Below are 14396 nucleotides of genomic sequence, written 5' to 3' on the forward strand. Positions count from 1 at the left end.
GGAACGTTTCGGCGCTGGTTCAGGCCGGTGCCGGTGTTAACCGGCTCGGCGCAACCCGGGGCGCGTGGGCGCTTATTTTTATGTCATGACGAGCGAGAGTGTTGCCGAAAAGCCTCGGCCTGACAATCAATTTCCGGTGTGCGGAGCGCGCGTTCTCAGGCCCTGTTGCGCGGCCTCGACGGGCCGTCGTGGCGGGCTTTGCGGCGTTTTTCGAAAGGCGGTGAAAAAGCGTTCGTGCCGACATGACGGACGTTTTTTTGCCGCTTGAAAAAACAAATTTGCTGCGTTAAATTATTAGTACGTGCTTATACAATAACTTTCATATGCAGTAACGATCATTGCCGGGAGAGGCCATGAGGCAAGGCGCGTTTCGAGGGGTGAAAGGGTGGTTGGGGGCCGCGTTCATGGCGGCGTTGCTGTGCGGAGCGTGGAACGTTCTCGCGGCGGACGCGCCCAGGCCGGTCAAGCTGAACACCACGGCCGACCATTCCAAGTTCAAGGAACTGCAGCGTGAATTCGCTTCCGGGCCGGAGGTGACGCAGGCCTGCCTCTCCTGCCACACCGAGGCGGCCGGGCAGATCCACCGCACCAAGCACTGGACCTGGGAGTACAAGAACCCGCAGACCGGGCAGGTGTTGGGCAAGAAGCACGTGCTCAACAATTACTGCATCTCGGTCGAGACCAACCTCGGCGCCTGCGCCAGCTGCCACGTCGGCTACGGCTGGAAGGACAACAACTTCGACTTCGCGTCGGAGAAGAACGTCGATTGCCTGGTCTGCCACGACACGACCGGCATCTACAAGAAGCCGGCCGGTTTTGCCGGCAATCCGGTGCTCAAGGACGTCGAAGTACCACCCGGTTCAGGCAACGTGATCAAGGGCATCGACATCGCCAAGGTGGTGCAGAAGGTCGGCAAGACCAGCCGCGACACCTGCGGCGCCTGCCACTTCTTCGGCGGCGGCGGCGACGGCGTCAAGCACGGCGACCTCGACAGCTCGATGGCGGCGCCCGACCGCGAGCTCGACGTGCACATGGACGCCACCGGCCTTGACTTCACCTGCGCCACCTGTCACAAGACCGCGAGCCATGATGTGGCTGGCAGCCGCTACACGCCGACGGCAGTGGATACCGGCGGCGCGCACCTGCGCGGCAAGGCCGACAACAGCAATCCGGCCACCTGCGTTTCGTGCCACGGCCAGGCGCCGCACAAGCGGACGGCGCTGCTCAACACGCACACCGACAAGCTGGCTTGCCAGACCTGCCACATCCCGGCCTTTGCGCGCGGCGGGGTGCCGACCAAGATGAGTTGGGACTGGTCGACCGCCGGCGAGCGCGACGCGGAGGGCAAGCAGGTCACGCGTAAGGATGCCAAGGGGCATGTGATCTACGAATCGCGCAAGGGCAGCTTCACGGTTGCCGAGAACGTCAAGCCGGAATACCTCTGGTTCAACGGGCAGGTGAACTACACCCTGGCCGAGGACAAGATCGCCGATCCGGAGAAGATCGTGCAGGTCAATTCGATCGGCGGCAGCCCCGGCGACGGCAAGTCGCAGGTCTGGCCGTTCAAGGTCTTCCGCGGCTCCCAGCCTTACGACAAGGAGCACCGGACGTTGGTCAAGCCGCACGTGGCCGGCAACGACGACACCGCCTACTGGAAGAACCTGGTGTGGGACAAGGCCGTGGCCACCGGCATGGCCTCGGCGGGGCTGCCGTTCTCGGGCCAGGTCGGCTTCGTTACGACCGAGATGTTCTGGCCGGTGACGCACATGGTGGCGCCGAAGGAAAAGTCCGTACGCTGCACCGAATGCCACAGCCGCGACGGACGGCTGGAGGGCGTGCCGGGCCTTTACATTCCCGGGCGCGACCGCAATGCGCTGGTCGATACCCTGGGTTGGGCGCTGGCCGGGCTGGCGTTGGTCGGCTCCTTGGGCCATGGGCTGCTGCGCATCGTCGCTCGTCGCCGCGAAACCAAGGAATGAGGAGAACGGACATGAGCGAGCGCATCTACATCTTCAAAGGCTTCGAGCGCTTCTGGCACTGGGCGCAGGCGGCGCTGATCATCACCCTGCTGCTCACCGGGTTCGAGATTCACGGCAGTTATAAGCTGTTCGGCTTCTACAAGGCGCTGGACACCCACACGACGGCGGCGTGGGCGCTGATCGGGCTGTGGGTCTTCGCCATTTTCTGGCACGTGACCACCGGCGAATGGCGGCACTACATCCCGACCACCGACAAACTGCTGGTCATCGCCCGCTATTACGCCTCCGGCATCTTCCGCGGCGAGCCGCACCCGTTCAAACCCAGCAGCCTGAACAAGCACAACCCGCTGCAGCGGCTGACCTACCTCGGCATCCTGGTGTGCGTGAGCCCGCTGTTGTGGATCACCGGCTGGCTGCTCTACTTCTACGGCAGCTGGAAGGCCTGGGGGCTCGAAACGCTGTCGCTTGAAGCGGTGGCCGTGGCGCACACCGTAGGCGCCTTCCTGATGCTGGCCTTCCTCATCTCGCACCTCTATCTTGTAACCACGGGGCGGACGCCGACGGCGCACCTGAAGGCCATGGTCACGGGCTGGGAGGAGCATTGAAACCGCGACACTGAGGCGGCCTTGCCGCTGACGCACCGATCGTTTTTCAACAGGGAGAAGTGACATGGGGATCAAACAAGTGGTGGTCGGCGCGGTGGCGCTGGCTGCCCTCGGGGTCGCCGCCCAGGCTACCGCTTACGACGGCGACTGGAAGCGCGGTCGCATTTACTACCGCAGCGTGTGCACCTCGTGCCACGTCGCCTCGCCGGTCGGCGGAATCAACCCGAGTTCGAAGACCAAGGCTGAGTGGAACGCCTATCTGCAGGCCGACAAGCACGCCAAGGGCAAGGACGCGGTGAGCCACTACGTCAGCCAGGGCTATCGCAACAGCATCAAGGCGGCGAACAAGGCGGCCGAGAAATTCGCCGATGTGCCCGACAAGGAGCTGGCCGAGGACATCAAGGCCTTCCTGCTCAAGGGCGCCAAGGACGGCGACGCGCCGGCCAGCTGCAGCTGAACGTCCATCCATTCAGGAGACGACCATGAGCCTCAGGCAATCCGCGGTGCTGGCGCTGCTTGCCGCCAGCCTTCTTTCCTTTGCGCCGGCCCCGGTGCAGGCCGCCGACCCGTCCGCCGCGACTGCGCTTCAGCCGCGCGAGGGGTGGTACAAGCAGCTCGTCGATTTCGATTTCATGCGCGCCAACGTTGACATCCCACCCAAGCCGGGGGTGCTGATCGTCGATTCGCGGCCGGCGGCGCGGCAGTACGATCCGGGCCACATTCCCGGGGCGATCAACATTCCCGATACCCAGTTCGACAAGCAGGTCGCCCGCCTTCCGGCCGACAAGAACTCGCTGCTCGTCTTCTACTGCGGCGGCGTCGATTGCCCGCTCAGCCACAACTCGGCGTTCAAGGCCGAGCAGCTCGGCTACACCAACATCAAGGTCTATCCGCAAGGGATGCCCGACTGGGCGGCGCGCGGCGGCCAGGTGGCGGTGTCGGCGGCGTTCATCAAGAAGCTGATCGACGAGAAGGGCGCCTATGCCCTGATCGACGCGCGCCCGAAGCGGGTGGCCGAGAAAGGCATGATCCCGACCGCGATCAACATTTCCGACACCGAGTTCGACAAGCAGACCGACAAGCTGCCGACCGACAAGGCGACGCCGCTGATCTACTACTGTGGTGGTTTGGAATGCGTGCTTTCCGACAAATCGGCGGCCAAGGCCAAGGCGCTCGGGTACAGCAACGTCCTGACCTACCCCGAGGGCTATCCGGAATGGGAAAAGCTGCACGGCGCAGCGCCGGCGGTGGTCGCATCTGCAGGCAGTGCGCCGGCACCCGCAGTGGCGAGCCCGAGCCTGATCGCGGGCAAGGAAAAAGGGTCGGTGACCGTGGCCTCGTTCGAGCAGGTCTGGAAAACGGCGCCGGCGAACCTCGTCCTCGTCGACGTCCGCGACGCCAAGGAGTACGCCGCGGGGACGATCAAGGGCGCGCAAAATCTGCCGATCAATGACCTCGAAAAACAGGTCGGCACGCTGCCGACGAACAAGCCGGTGGTCTTCTTCTGCAGCACCGGCGCCCGCGCCGGCGAAGCCTACGACACCGTCAAGCTGCTGCGCGGCGAGGTTCAGGCTTACTTCCTCGATGCCGGCATCAAGTTTTCTGGCGACGGCGCTTACACGATGACGCAAAAGTAAGCGCCGTCATTCCCCTCAAACGGTCGCGCGTGCGGCCGTTTTTTTTATAGTTCGAGGTGGGCCCGGGCGCGCGCGAGCAGTTCCTTGCAGCAGCGACAGGTGACGCAGGGGATGAGCAGCGGCAGGCAACCGATCAATCCGGCGAGCAGCACGGGCGCCAGGGTGATGGCGCGCAGCAGGCGTTCAGCACGGGACAGACGCAAGGTGCGGTTCATGATCATGATGCTCTCCTGTCGGCAGGGATGGTGTACCACGATCAATTTGCGTGCCATGTGCCGCCAGCCCTTGCAGGGTGGGCAACACGGCTGAAGGCGGGCGTTGGTGGCTGGCGCTGTGCTGTCAAAACCGGCAGAAAATCGCACGTGTGCGGGCTATAGTGCTGTCAGAGATGTCAGCGCGAGGCCGCCATGGACTATCCTGCAGCATCGCTTTCCGAACTGGTGTCCTTCCTCGACAGCCAGGACGAGCCGAGCATCGTGATGGATGCGGACTACCGCATCCTTGCCGCAAATCGGGCGTATACCGCGGCGTTCGGGCGGATGGGGGCGGTGACCGGGCGCCACTGCTACGAAGTCTCGCACCGCTTTGCCGCGCCCTGCGACCAGGCCGGCGAGCCTTGCCCCCTGAACATGAGTCGGCAGAGCGGCCAGGCGCAGCGTGTGCTGCACCTGCACCACACGCCCACGGGCGAAGAACACGTCGATGTGCAGACGACGCCGATCCGCGATCGGCACGGGCGTCTCGCGTATTTCGTCGAGACGATGCACGTCGTCCGCCAGGCGTCGAGCCGGCCCGCGGCCGAGGGGCTGGTCGGGCGCTCGCCCCGCTTCCAGAGCATGCTGGCCCTGGCGCTGCGCGTGGCCCCGACCTCGGCCAACGTGTTGCTGCGCGGCGAAACCGGCACTGGCAAAGAACTGCTGGCGCGGCTGATCCACGAGGCCGGGCGGGCGGCGCGTGGCCCCTTCGTGGTCGTCGACTGCTCGGGGCTGAGCGAAACCCTGTTCGAGAGCGAGTTGTTCGGCTACGAGAAAGGCGCGTTCACCGGCGCCCAGCACCGCAAGACCGGCCTCGTCGAGGCGGCCAACGGCGGCACGCTCTTCCTCGACGAAGTCGGCGACATCCCCGGTAGCCTGCAGGTCAAGCTGCTGCGCCTGCTGGAGAACGGCACCTTCCGCCGGGTCGGCGGCGTTGAGGTGCTGCGCAGCACCTTCCGCCTGATCTGCGCCACTCACCGCGACCTTGAAGGCATGGTCGGTGCCGAGCGTTTCCGGCGCGACCTCTACCACCGCATCAACACCTTCCCGATCCTCGTGCCGGCGTTGGCCGAGCGCGGCGAGGACATCCCCCTGCTGGCCGCCTCCTTCCTCAAGCGGGTGGCCGGCGAACGCAGCCTGCGCCTGTCGCCCGACGCCGTGGCGGCGCTGCAGGCGCGGCCCTGGTCGGGCAACATCCGCGAACTGCGCAACCTGATCGAGCGCGCCACCGTCCTGGCCGACGGCGACACCCTTGAAGCCGCGCATTTCGACATGGACGCGGTGACGGGCGCAAGGTCACCCGAAGCGAGGCCGACGACGAGCGAATTTCATGTCGGCGAGATGCTGCCGCTGGCCGAAGTCGAACGCCGTTACCTCGCCTGGGCGATGGCACAGCCGGGCGGGCGCGAGGCGCTGGCCCGATGCCTGGGGCTGGGCGAGCGCACCTTGTACCGCAAGCTGGCCGCGTTGAAGGCCGGAGGCTTGGGCGGGGCGAGCGCCGCCGGACAGGGCTGACGCGCACGGGCGCGGAACTCTTGCCGGTTCTCGCACACTAACAAACATTAGAGATTTATAATATTCTTGTTTTAACCCCGGGGTGCTGCCGCGGACTGACGCCGCCCGCCCCATGTTCTGGAGATTCCCGGTGCTGATCGACTGGACCCATTTCACCCCCGGCGCCGCCTTGCTCGGCGGCGTCCTGATCGGCCTCGCGGCTGCGGCGTTGATCCTCGTCAACGGGCGCATCGCCGGCATCAGCGGCATCGTCGGCGGGCTTTTCCGGCCGCAGCGCGGCGAGGTCGGCTGGCGGCTGGCCTTCGTCGGCGGCTTGCTCGCGGCGCCGTTGCTGTATGGCCTGTGGGCGCCGCTGCCCGCGGCGCGCATTGAAGCTGGGCCTTTGCTCATCGTCCTGGCCGGCTTGCTGGTCGGCGTTGGCACCCGTTACGGCGCCGGTTGTACCAGCGGGCACGGGGTGTGCGGCCTGTCGCGCCTGTCGCCGCGCTCGCTGGTGGCGACGCTGGTGTTCATGGTGGCGGGCTTTGCCACCGTTTTCTTTGTCCGCCATCTGTTCGCCTGAGGTGTGCATGAACATCCGTTTGAATACCTTTTTCGCTTTTCTCGTCGGCCTGCTGTTCGGCCTGGGCTTGATCGTCTCGGGCATGAGCGACCCCGCCAAGGTGCTCGGTTTCCTCGACCTGGCCGGCGCCTGGGACCCGTCACTGGCGCTGGTCATGGGCGGGGCGATCGGGGTTGGCTTCGTTGCCTTCACCCTGGCCGGGCGGCGCCAACGCTCGCTGCTCGGCTTGCCGATGCAATTGCCGACGGCGCGCCAGATCGACCGCCGACTGGTGCTCGGCAGCCTCGTGTTCGGCGTCGGCTGGGGGCTGGCCGGGATCTGCCCTGGGCCGGCGCTGGTGTTGTTCGGCGCCGGAGCGCCCGAAGGCGCGTTGTTTGTCGCCGCGATGCTGGTCGGCATGGGCGCGTTCGAAATCCTCGAGCGGCGCCGGGTGCACTAAGATCAAGCGTAAGCGAACAGGGAGAACGCGATGAACGTACAGACTCCTCAGGTTGAAGGCTTCTACGATCCCGCAACGTCGACGCTCAGCTACCTGCTGCTCGACCGCGCCAGCGGCGCGGCGGCGCTGATCGACAGCGTCCTCGACTACGATCCGAAGTCCGGGCGCACCCGCACCACCTCGGCCGACCGCCTGCTGGCGCGCGTCGCCGAACTCGGGGCGCGGGTCGAATGGATTTTGGAAACGCACGTGCATGCCGATCACCTCTCGGCGGCGGCTTACCTTAAAGAGAAGCTCGGAGCGAAGGTGGCCATCGGCGAGCGCATCGGTGCGGTGCAGCAGGTGTTCAGGCAGCTGTTCAACGCCGAGCCGGAATTCGCCACTGACGGCCGCCAGTTCGACCGCCTGCTCGCTGATGGCGAAACGCTGAGCCTGGGCAGCCTTGAAATCGAAGCCTGGCAGACGCCCGGGCACACCCCGGCCTGCCTGACGTATGTGGTGCGCGGTGGTGGCGAAACGCAGGCCTTCGTCGGCGACACGCTGTTCATGCCCGACTATGGCACGGCGCGCTGCGACTTCCCGGGCGGCGACGCGGCGACGCTCTACCGCTCGATCCGGCGCATCCTCAGCCTGCCCGAGGCGACGACGCTCTATATGTGCCACGACTACCGGCCGTCCGGGCGTGACGTCGCTTACGTGAGCACGGTCGGCGCGCAGCGCGCGGCCAACGTGCACATCCACGACGGGGTGGATGAAGCCGCGTTCGTGGCAATGCGCCAGGCGCGCGATGCGCAGCTCGAAGCGCCGGTGCTGCTCCTGCCCTCGGTGCAGGTGAACATGCGCGGCGGCGAGCTGCCGCCGGCGGAAGCCAACGGCACGCGCTACCTGAAGATTCCGCTCAACGCGCTTTGATTCCGCCGCCCATGCCGCGGCGGCGAGAGTTTTAGCCTGAAATCCCCGGGAGCCAGCGTTCGAGCTTGGCCAGATCCATGTGCTCTTCGACGGCGTCGGCCAGGCGGTCGAGGTCGGCTTCGCGTCGGGTGGCGGGGTCGAAGGCGGCGCTCGGCGTGTGACCGGCCCAGGCCAGCAGCGCGGCCAACGCTTCCGGCGTGTCGAAAAGGCCGTGGCAGTAGGTGGCGAGAATCTGCCCGTCGTCCGACGCCGCGCCTTCCGCGTTCCCGCCCAGTTGCACGACCGGGCGCGCCAGCGCCGGGCCGTGGGTGACGCCCATGTGGATGCGATAGCCGGCGAGCGGCGCCTCCGGTTGCCCGGGCAGGCGCAGCGTGCCGGTCACATTCTCCAGCGTCTTGTGCGCTTCGAGCGTCGTTGCGTAGTCGAGCAGGCCGAGGCCCGGCGCGCTGCCGGGGGCGCCTTCGAGCCCCTGCGGGTCGTGGAGTTGGGTACCGAGCATCTGCAGGCCGCCGCAGATGCCGATCACCTTGCCGCCGTAGCGCAGGTGGCGGCGCAAGGCATCCTCCCAACCCATCTCGCGCAGCCAGGCGAGGTCGGCCTGGACGGCCTTGGAGCCGGGAAGGACGATCAGGTCGCAGGGCGGAATCTCGCCGTGCGGGCCGACGAAGTTGAAATCGACGTCGGGATGGAAGCGCAGCGGGTCGAGGTCGTTGTGGTTGGAGACGCGCGGGTAGGCCGGGGCGATGACGCGCAGGCGGGCGTGTTCCTTGGCCGTGCGGCCGCGCGGCACGGCGTCTTCGGCGTCGAGGTAGAGGCCGTGCAGGTAGGGCAGGACGCCGAGCACGGGCTTGCCGGTGCGTTCTTCGAGCCAGGTCAGGCCCGATTCGAGCAGGCCGATGTCGCCGCGGAAACGGTTGATGACAAACCCCTGCACCCGCGCCTGCTCCGAGGGCGAGAGCAGATCGAGCGTGCCGACGAGGTGGGCGAAGACGCCGCCGCGGTCGATGTCGGCGATCAGGATCACCGGGCAATCGACGGCCTCGGCAAAGCCCATGTTGGCAATGTCGCGCGCGCGCAGGTTGATCTCGGCCGGGCTGCCGGCGCCTTCGACGATCACCGCGTCGTATTCGGCGTGCAGGCGAGCCCACGATTCGAGCACGGCTTTCATCGCGCGCGGCTTGTACTCGTGGTAGGCGCGGGCGTCGAGGTCGGTGATCGCGCGGCCGTGGATGATGACCTGGGCGCGCTTGTCGGTCGCCGGCTTGAGCAGGATGGGGTTGAAGTCGATCCGCGCCGGAACGCCGGCAGCCAAGGCCTGCAGCGCCTGGGCGCGGCCGATCTCGCCGCCGTCGACGGTGACCGCCGAGTTGAGCGCCATGTTCTGCGGCTTGAACGGGGCGACGCGCAGGCCGCGCCGGCGCATGACGCGGCAGAGCGCGGCGACGAGGACCGATTTGCCGGCGTCGGAGGTGCAGCCCTGAACCATCAGGGCGGGCTTGGGGGTGGGGGTGGCGTGCATATTCGGCGTAGAATCCGCAATTCGTTGTGCCCGATTTTCTCATGCCTGCCGAATTTTCTCCCGTCGCTTTCGCCGCCTCGCTCCCCGCTTCGTTCTGGCTGCCGCTCGCCGCGCTGGCCGCGGTTGCGCTCGACCGCCTGCTCGGCGAGCCAGCGCGCTGGCACCCGCTGGTCGGTTTTGGCGCTTTGGCGAGCCGCTTCGAAGCCGCGCTCAACCGTGGCAGCGAGGCCCGTCGGCGGGTGATGGGTGTGCTTGCCTGGGTGCTGGTCGTGCTGCCCTTCGTGGCGCTGGCCGGCGCGCTCAAGCCCGTCGGCCTCGCCGGCTGGGCGCTCGACGTCGTCCTCCTCTACCTCGCGCTGGGCGGACGCAGCCTGGCCGAACACGCCGAGCGCGTCGGCGCCGATCTGGCGTGCGGCGACCTGAATGCCGCGCGCGAGCATGTGGGCTGGATCGTCTCGCGCGACACCTCCACGCTCGATGAGTCCGGGGTGGCCAAAGCCTGCGTCGAATCGACGCTGGAGAACGGCAACGACGCCGTCTTCGGCGCGCTGTTCTGGTTCATGCTCTTCGGCGGCGCGGGCGCGGTGCTCTTTCGCCTCGCCAACACGCTCGACGCGATGTGGGGCTACCGCAATGCGCGCTTCAACGCCTTTGGCTGGGCGGCGGCACGCATCGACGACGTACTCAATTACCTGCCGGCGCGGCTTACCGCGCTGGCCTACGCGCTGTGCGGCGAAACGCGGCGCGCGCTGGCCTGCTGGAAGCAGCAGGCGCCGCACTGGGAAAGCCCCAACGCCGGGCCGGTGATGGCTGCCGGCGCGGGCAGCCTGGGCCTCGTCCTCGGCGGTGCGGCGATCTATCACGGCCGGCTCGAAGAACGCCCGCCGCTGGGCGACGGCGTGCCCGCGCGCGGCGCCGACATTGGTCGCGCGGTGCGTCTCTTGCGCCGCGCCACGGCCCTCTGGCTGGCGGCCTTCATCATCGGAGGATGGCTCAGTGCTTGAACACGGCGGACGCCTGCGCCGCGCCGCGGCCGAACATCAAATCCCGCTTGCCGACTGGCTGGACCTGTCGACCGGCATCAACCCGGCCGGCTACCCCGTGCCGCCCATCGACCCGGCGTGCTGGAACCGCCTGCCCGAAGACGACGACGGCCTGGAAGCCGCCGCCGCCGCCTACTACGGCAATCCGCGCTTGCTGGTGCTGCCTGGCTCGCAGGCCGGCATCCAGGGTTTGCCGGCCTTTTTGCCGCGCGGCGTGGTGGCCTGTGTGGCGCCGCTCTACGAGGAGCATCCGCAGGCCTGGGCGCGCGCCGGGCACAAGCTGCGCCGTCTACCTTCGCTCGCCCGCGCGCTGGCGGCGGCGACGCCCAATGTGCTGCTCTGCAACCCCAATAACCCGACCGCGACGGCGCTCGACCGCGAGACGCTGCTCGCCGCCGCCGAAACGCTGCGCCGGCGCGGCGGTGTGCTGATCGTCGACGAAGCCTTCGCCGACCCCGAGCCCGAGCGCAGCGTCGTCGACCTCGCCGGCAGCGACGCGGCGCCCAACCTCATTGTGCTGCGCTCGCTGGGCAAGTTCTTCGGCCTTGCCGGCGCGCGCGTCGGCTTCCTCTTTGCCGGCGAAGCCCTGCGCCAGAACCTGCGCGAAGCGCTCGGCCCCTGGCCGGTGGCGCACCCCTCGCGCGCCGTGGCGCGCGTAGCGCTCGCCGACTTCGCCTGGCAGGCGGCGGCGCGTGCGGCCTTGGCCGAGGCCTCGCAACGCTTGGCCGACCTCCTCGCCCCGCTGGGCAAGCCCGATGCCGTGACCCGCACGCCGCTCTTTTGCACCTTGCGCGTGGAGGGGGTGGATGCCCCGGAAACCCTGGCCGCGCTCGACGCGCACTTTGCCCGGCGCGCCATTCTCATCCGCCGTTTCGACGAACACAGCCTGCTGCGCTTTGGCCTGCCGCCCGACGCGGCCGGCTGGGAGCGCCTCTCGGCGGGCGTTGCAGCCTGGCTGGAGGGCGCATGAATAAAGGCTTCCAGGCCGGTGTCTGCCTCGCCCTCGCGCTGGCGGCGGCGAACCTGCGCGCCGAAATCCAGGTGGTCGACGACGCCGGGCGCAGCGTGCGCCTCGCGCGCCCGGCGCAGCGCATCGTCACCCTCGCGCCGCACATGGCCGAAACGCTCTACGCCGCCGGCGCGGGCGAGCGCCTCGTCGGCACCGTCGAATTCAGCGACTACCCGCCGGAGGCGCAGAACGTGCGCCGCGTGGGCGGTTACTCGCGCGTGGACCTCGAAGCCGTCGCCGCCTTGAAGCCCGACCTCGTGATCGGCTGGCAGAGCGGCAACGCGCCGGCGACGCTGGACGCGCTGCGCGCGCTGGGGCTGACGGTGTACGTCTCGCAGCCCGACCGCATCGAAGACGTGGCGCGCGAGATCGAGCGCTTTGGCCAACTGGCCGGGACGGAAAAAATCGCCCAGCCCAAGGCCGCCGAACTGCGCCGCCGCCAGGCTGCGCTGCGACGCGAATACGCTGGCCGGCCGACGGTGCGCGTCTTCTACCAGATCTGGAAACAGCCGCTCGCCACCATCGGCGGCAAGCAGATCATCTCCAGCGCGATCCGCCTCTGCGGCGGCGAGAACGTGTTTGCCGCGCTCGAAACCCTGGCGCCGACGGTGAGCGTCGAGGCCGTCATCGCTGCCAACCCCGAGGCCATCGTTGCCAGCGGCATGGACGCCGCGCGCCCCGAATGGCTGGACGACTGGAAGCGTTGGCCGACGATCGCCGCCGTGGCGCGCGGCAACCTCTTCTTCGTCCCGCCCGAACTCATCCAGCGCCACACCCCGCGCCTCCTCGACGGCACCGAAATCCTCTGCCGCCAGCTTGAAAGCGCGCGCGAGCGGCGGCCCAAGTAATTCCATTTCCAAATCCTCCGTGCCTTTGTCGACTTCGCCTTGCCGTGCTATTCGCACTGTCTGCGGCTCGTCTTCGTGGCACGAATGATTTAGAAATGGAATAAGACCGCCCGCTCGCCCGCGCCGGCACAGGCAAGGCCTTGTTTCATCATCGTTAGGATGGACGCGGCGCGGCAAACCCGTTAGACTTCGTCCCCTCTGCGCGCCCGTAGCTCAGTTGGATAGAGTACTGCCCTCCGAAGGCAGGGGTCGGACGTTCGAATCGTCTCGGGCGCGCCAAAGACTGTCTAAGGGGCTGATTCCGCAAGGGTTAGCCCTTTTTCATGCACTTACAGATGCCGTGCTGCTACACAGAGCTGTTACACAGCCGATAGAATCTTGGCATGGACAAGGGCATGAAAGATCAAACGGGCCTCGTAAGGCGAGGTTCCATCTACTACTACCGGCAGCGCATTCCCACTGACTTATTGCCCCACTTCGACAAAGCAGAAGTCTGGCGTTCTCTACGTACGTCGAACAAGACGGAAGCCAAGCAGCGTGCCAAGCTAGAGGCGCTGAAGTGGGAACAGGAATTCCACCAGAAGAGAAGTCTGCGGGAAACCTCCGAGGTTACGCAGATAAGCGCAGACGAGCTTGAGCGCCTTACCGCAATCTACTATGCGGAGCAGCTTGAGGGCGACGAGTACATTCGAGCTACTGGACGCCTCTCAGGCGGAGTGTTCGAGTCGTACGGGAAGGCCCTGGAGAAGTTCGACAACGAAGACGGACGGCGGGTTGCTCAAGGAGTGACGGGCGAGCGGGACCAGGAAATGGACGCTTTCCTACAAGGCTACGGTATCCGGTTAGCGTCGGCGCCAGAACAATACATGCTTACGGCGTATGCCTTTGCGAAGGTTCGGAAGCGTGTAGGGGAGGCTGTGCTAGCTCGGCAAAGAGGTCAGGTGGTTGATACGCCTATTCCTCCTGCATTTGCACTGCGTGTCGTTTCTGGCAGCAATGAAGGTGACAGCCTTGAAGCGTTGCTGAACTATTGGAAAACGCAGGGAGAGAAGGCACACCGGACGCTGCTGGAAGCGAGTACCGCTGTACGGCTTTTCTCGGAATCGTTGCAAGGCATCCCTGCGTCCAGAATCACCAAAGTTCATGTGGTCGCCTTCAAGGACAAACTGCTGGCCGAGGGCAAGGCGCCTGCGACCGTGTTAAAGCAAGTCGGGCTTCTCAAGGCGATATTCGAGACAGCCGCAGCGAACGGGAAGCTGTCCGGCAATCCGGCTCAGGGAGTGAAGGTTCCTCGCCCAAAGATTGAGCAGAAAAAGCGTGTCTCGTTCTCTGCGACAGACCTTTCCGCAATCTTCAATTCTCCGGTATTCACTCAAGGGGCAAGGCCGCTCGGAGGACGCGGAGAGGCCGCCTACTGGATTCCTCTGCTCGGCCTCTGGTCGGGTGCCCGCCTTGAGGAAATCGGGCAGTTACTCACAACAAATGTGGAGGAAGAGGACGGTATTCATTTTCTGCGCATTACCCATGACGCAGAAGCTGGGCAGACCGTGAAGACAGCAACATCACGGCGTCGCGTTCCGCTCCATCCTGAGCTGATTCGTTTGGGCTTCTTGGACTACGTTCGCAACTTGGAGAGAGAAGGGACCGCGCGCCTATTCCCGTTGTTGGTCTCGGGGGCTTCCCGCCAATTGACGGCAAGCTGGTCTCAGTGGTGGGGGCGCTATCTCCGTAAGGAGGTCAAAATCACCGACAGCCGCAAGGTGTTCCACTCTTTCCGTCACGGCTTCAAAGATGCCTGCCGAGATAGTGACATTCCGAAAGAGTTGAACGACCGCCTGACAGGGCACGGCGGCGGCGGCGTTGGAGATAGTTATGGTGCCGATGATTACCCGCTCCGTCCGTTGGCTGATGCAATGAACAAGTTGCGGTATCGCGGTCTGGATTTGGCCCACCTTGCGATGTAGGAGGCGGCGGGGCGTACGTGCCAGCATGTTGTGCGTAAAAACAGGGGATCACCGTTGAACGTGGAATCCCCTGCCAGAAGCTTCGGGGTATGAAATTTCACCCCCGTAGA

The 14396-nt window shown here is 66.3% G+C and carries 14 protein-coding genes and 1 tRNA gene; 13 read left to right on the forward strand and 2 right to left on the reverse strand.

Annotation, left to right across the window (positions count from 1 at the left end):
• The first annotated feature begins 404 nt into the window (after positions 1-404).
• The 4 genes from QMB55_RS04985 to QMB55_RS05000 all read left to right on the forward strand — a co-directional run bounded on the left by QMB55_RS04985 (position 405) and on the right by QMB55_RS05000 (position 4221).
• Positions 405-1979: a tetrathionate reductase family octaheme c-type cytochrome gene (locus QMB55_RS04985; protein ID WP_497587572.1), complete on the forward strand. Its 1575-nt coding sequence runs from the start codon at positions 405-407 to the stop codon at positions 1977-1979.
• Positions 1980-1990: 11 nt separating this feature from the next.
• Positions 1991-2584 (forward strand): cytochrome b/b6 domain-containing protein, encoded by a 594-nt coding sequence (locus QMB55_RS04990; RefSeq protein WP_497587573.1) that lies wholly within the window; start codon positions 1991-1993, stop codon positions 2582-2584.
• A gap of 64 nt (positions 2585-2648) precedes the next feature.
• Positions 2649-3041, forward strand: a complete 393-nt coding sequence (locus QMB55_RS04995; protein ID WP_497587574.1) for a hypothetical protein — start codon at positions 2649-2651, stop codon at positions 3039-3041.
• Positions 3042-3066: 25 nt separating this feature from the next.
• Positions 3067-4221, forward strand: a complete 1155-nt coding sequence (locus QMB55_RS05000) for a rhodanese-like domain-containing protein (RefSeq protein ID WP_497587575.1) — start codon at positions 3067-3069, stop codon at positions 4219-4221.
• Positions 4222-4265: 44 nt separating this feature from the next.
• On the opposite strand, the gene QMB55_RS05005 is transcribed toward QMB55_RS05000, so the two are convergent.
• Positions 4266-4442 carry a hypothetical protein gene (locus QMB55_RS05005; protein WP_497587576.1) on the reverse strand — a complete coding sequence of 59 codons (177 nt, stop codon included), beginning with the start codon at positions 4440-4442 and terminating at the stop codon, positions 4266-4268.
• A gap of 186 nt (positions 4443-4628) precedes the next feature.
• Between QMB55_RS05005 and QMB55_RS05010 the strand changes: the two genes are divergently transcribed.
• The 4 genes from QMB55_RS05010 (at position 4629) to QMB55_RS05025 (ending at position 7903) form a co-directional block, all read left to right on the forward strand.
• Positions 4629-5990: a sigma-54 interaction domain-containing protein gene (locus tag QMB55_RS05010; protein WP_497587577.1), complete on the forward strand. Its 1362-nt coding sequence runs from the start codon at positions 4629-4631 to the stop codon at positions 5988-5990.
• Between the two features lie 112 nt (positions 5991-6102).
• Complete coding sequence (locus QMB55_RS05015; RefSeq protein WP_497587578.1) at positions 6103-6552, forward strand: YeeE/YedE family protein; 450 nt, start codon at positions 6103-6105, stop codon at positions 6550-6552.
• A 7-nt stretch (positions 6553-6559) separates the two neighbouring features.
• Positions 6560-6991, forward strand: coding sequence for a DUF6691 family protein (locus tag QMB55_RS05020; protein ID WP_497587579.1), 432 nt, complete (start codon positions 6560-6562; stop codon positions 6989-6991).
• A 30-nt stretch (positions 6992-7021) separates the two neighbouring features.
• Positions 7022-7903, forward strand: coding sequence for an MBL fold metallo-hydrolase (locus QMB55_RS05025; RefSeq protein ID WP_497587580.1), 882 nt, complete (start codon positions 7022-7024; stop codon positions 7901-7903).
• A 31-nt stretch (positions 7904-7934) separates the two neighbouring features.
• Here the strand turns inward: QMB55_RS05025 and QMB55_RS05030 are convergent, their stop codons facing one another.
• The gene (locus QMB55_RS05030) at positions 7935-9422 is read right to left on the reverse strand and encodes a cobyric acid synthase (protein WP_497587581.1); all 1488 of its coding nucleotides are present in this window, start codon (positions 9420-9422) and stop codon (positions 7935-7937) included.
• A 41-nt stretch (positions 9423-9463) separates the two neighbouring features.
• Between QMB55_RS05030 and cbiB the strand changes: the two genes are divergently transcribed.
• The 5 genes from cbiB to QMB55_RS05055 all read left to right on the forward strand — a co-directional run bounded on the left by cbiB (position 9464) and on the right by QMB55_RS05055 (position 14286).
• Positions 9464-10426, forward strand: coding sequence for an adenosylcobinamide-phosphate synthase CbiB (gene cbiB / locus QMB55_RS05035; protein WP_497587582.1), 963 nt, complete (start codon positions 9464-9466; stop codon positions 10424-10426).
• Positions 10419-11435 (forward strand): threonine-phosphate decarboxylase CobD, encoded by a 1017-nt coding sequence (cobD, locus tag QMB55_RS05040; protein ID WP_497587583.1) that lies wholly within the window; start codon positions 10419-10421, stop codon positions 11433-11435. Before cbiB ends, cobD begins: the two co-directional genes overlap by 8 nt.
• Positions 11432-12322 (forward strand): cobalamin-binding protein, encoded by an 891-nt coding sequence (locus QMB55_RS05045; protein ID WP_497587584.1) that lies wholly within the window; start codon positions 11432-11434, stop codon positions 12320-12322. Before cobD ends, QMB55_RS05045 begins: the two co-directional genes overlap by 4 nt.
• A 202-nt stretch (positions 12323-12524) precedes the next feature.
• Positions 12525-12601, forward strand: a tRNA-Arg gene (locus QMB55_RS05050).
• Between the two features lie 104 nt (positions 12602-12705).
• Positions 12706-14286: a DUF6538 domain-containing protein gene (locus QMB55_RS05055; RefSeq protein WP_497587585.1), complete on the forward strand. Its 1581-nt coding sequence runs from the start codon at positions 12706-12708 to the stop codon at positions 14284-14286.
• Positions 14287-14396: the final 110 nt, after the last annotated feature.

The sequence above is a fragment of the Propionivibrio sp. genome (genome assembly GCF_041441355.1).
Classification (GTDB): Bacteria; Pseudomonadota; Gammaproteobacteria; order Burkholderiales; family Rhodocyclaceae; genus Propionivibrio.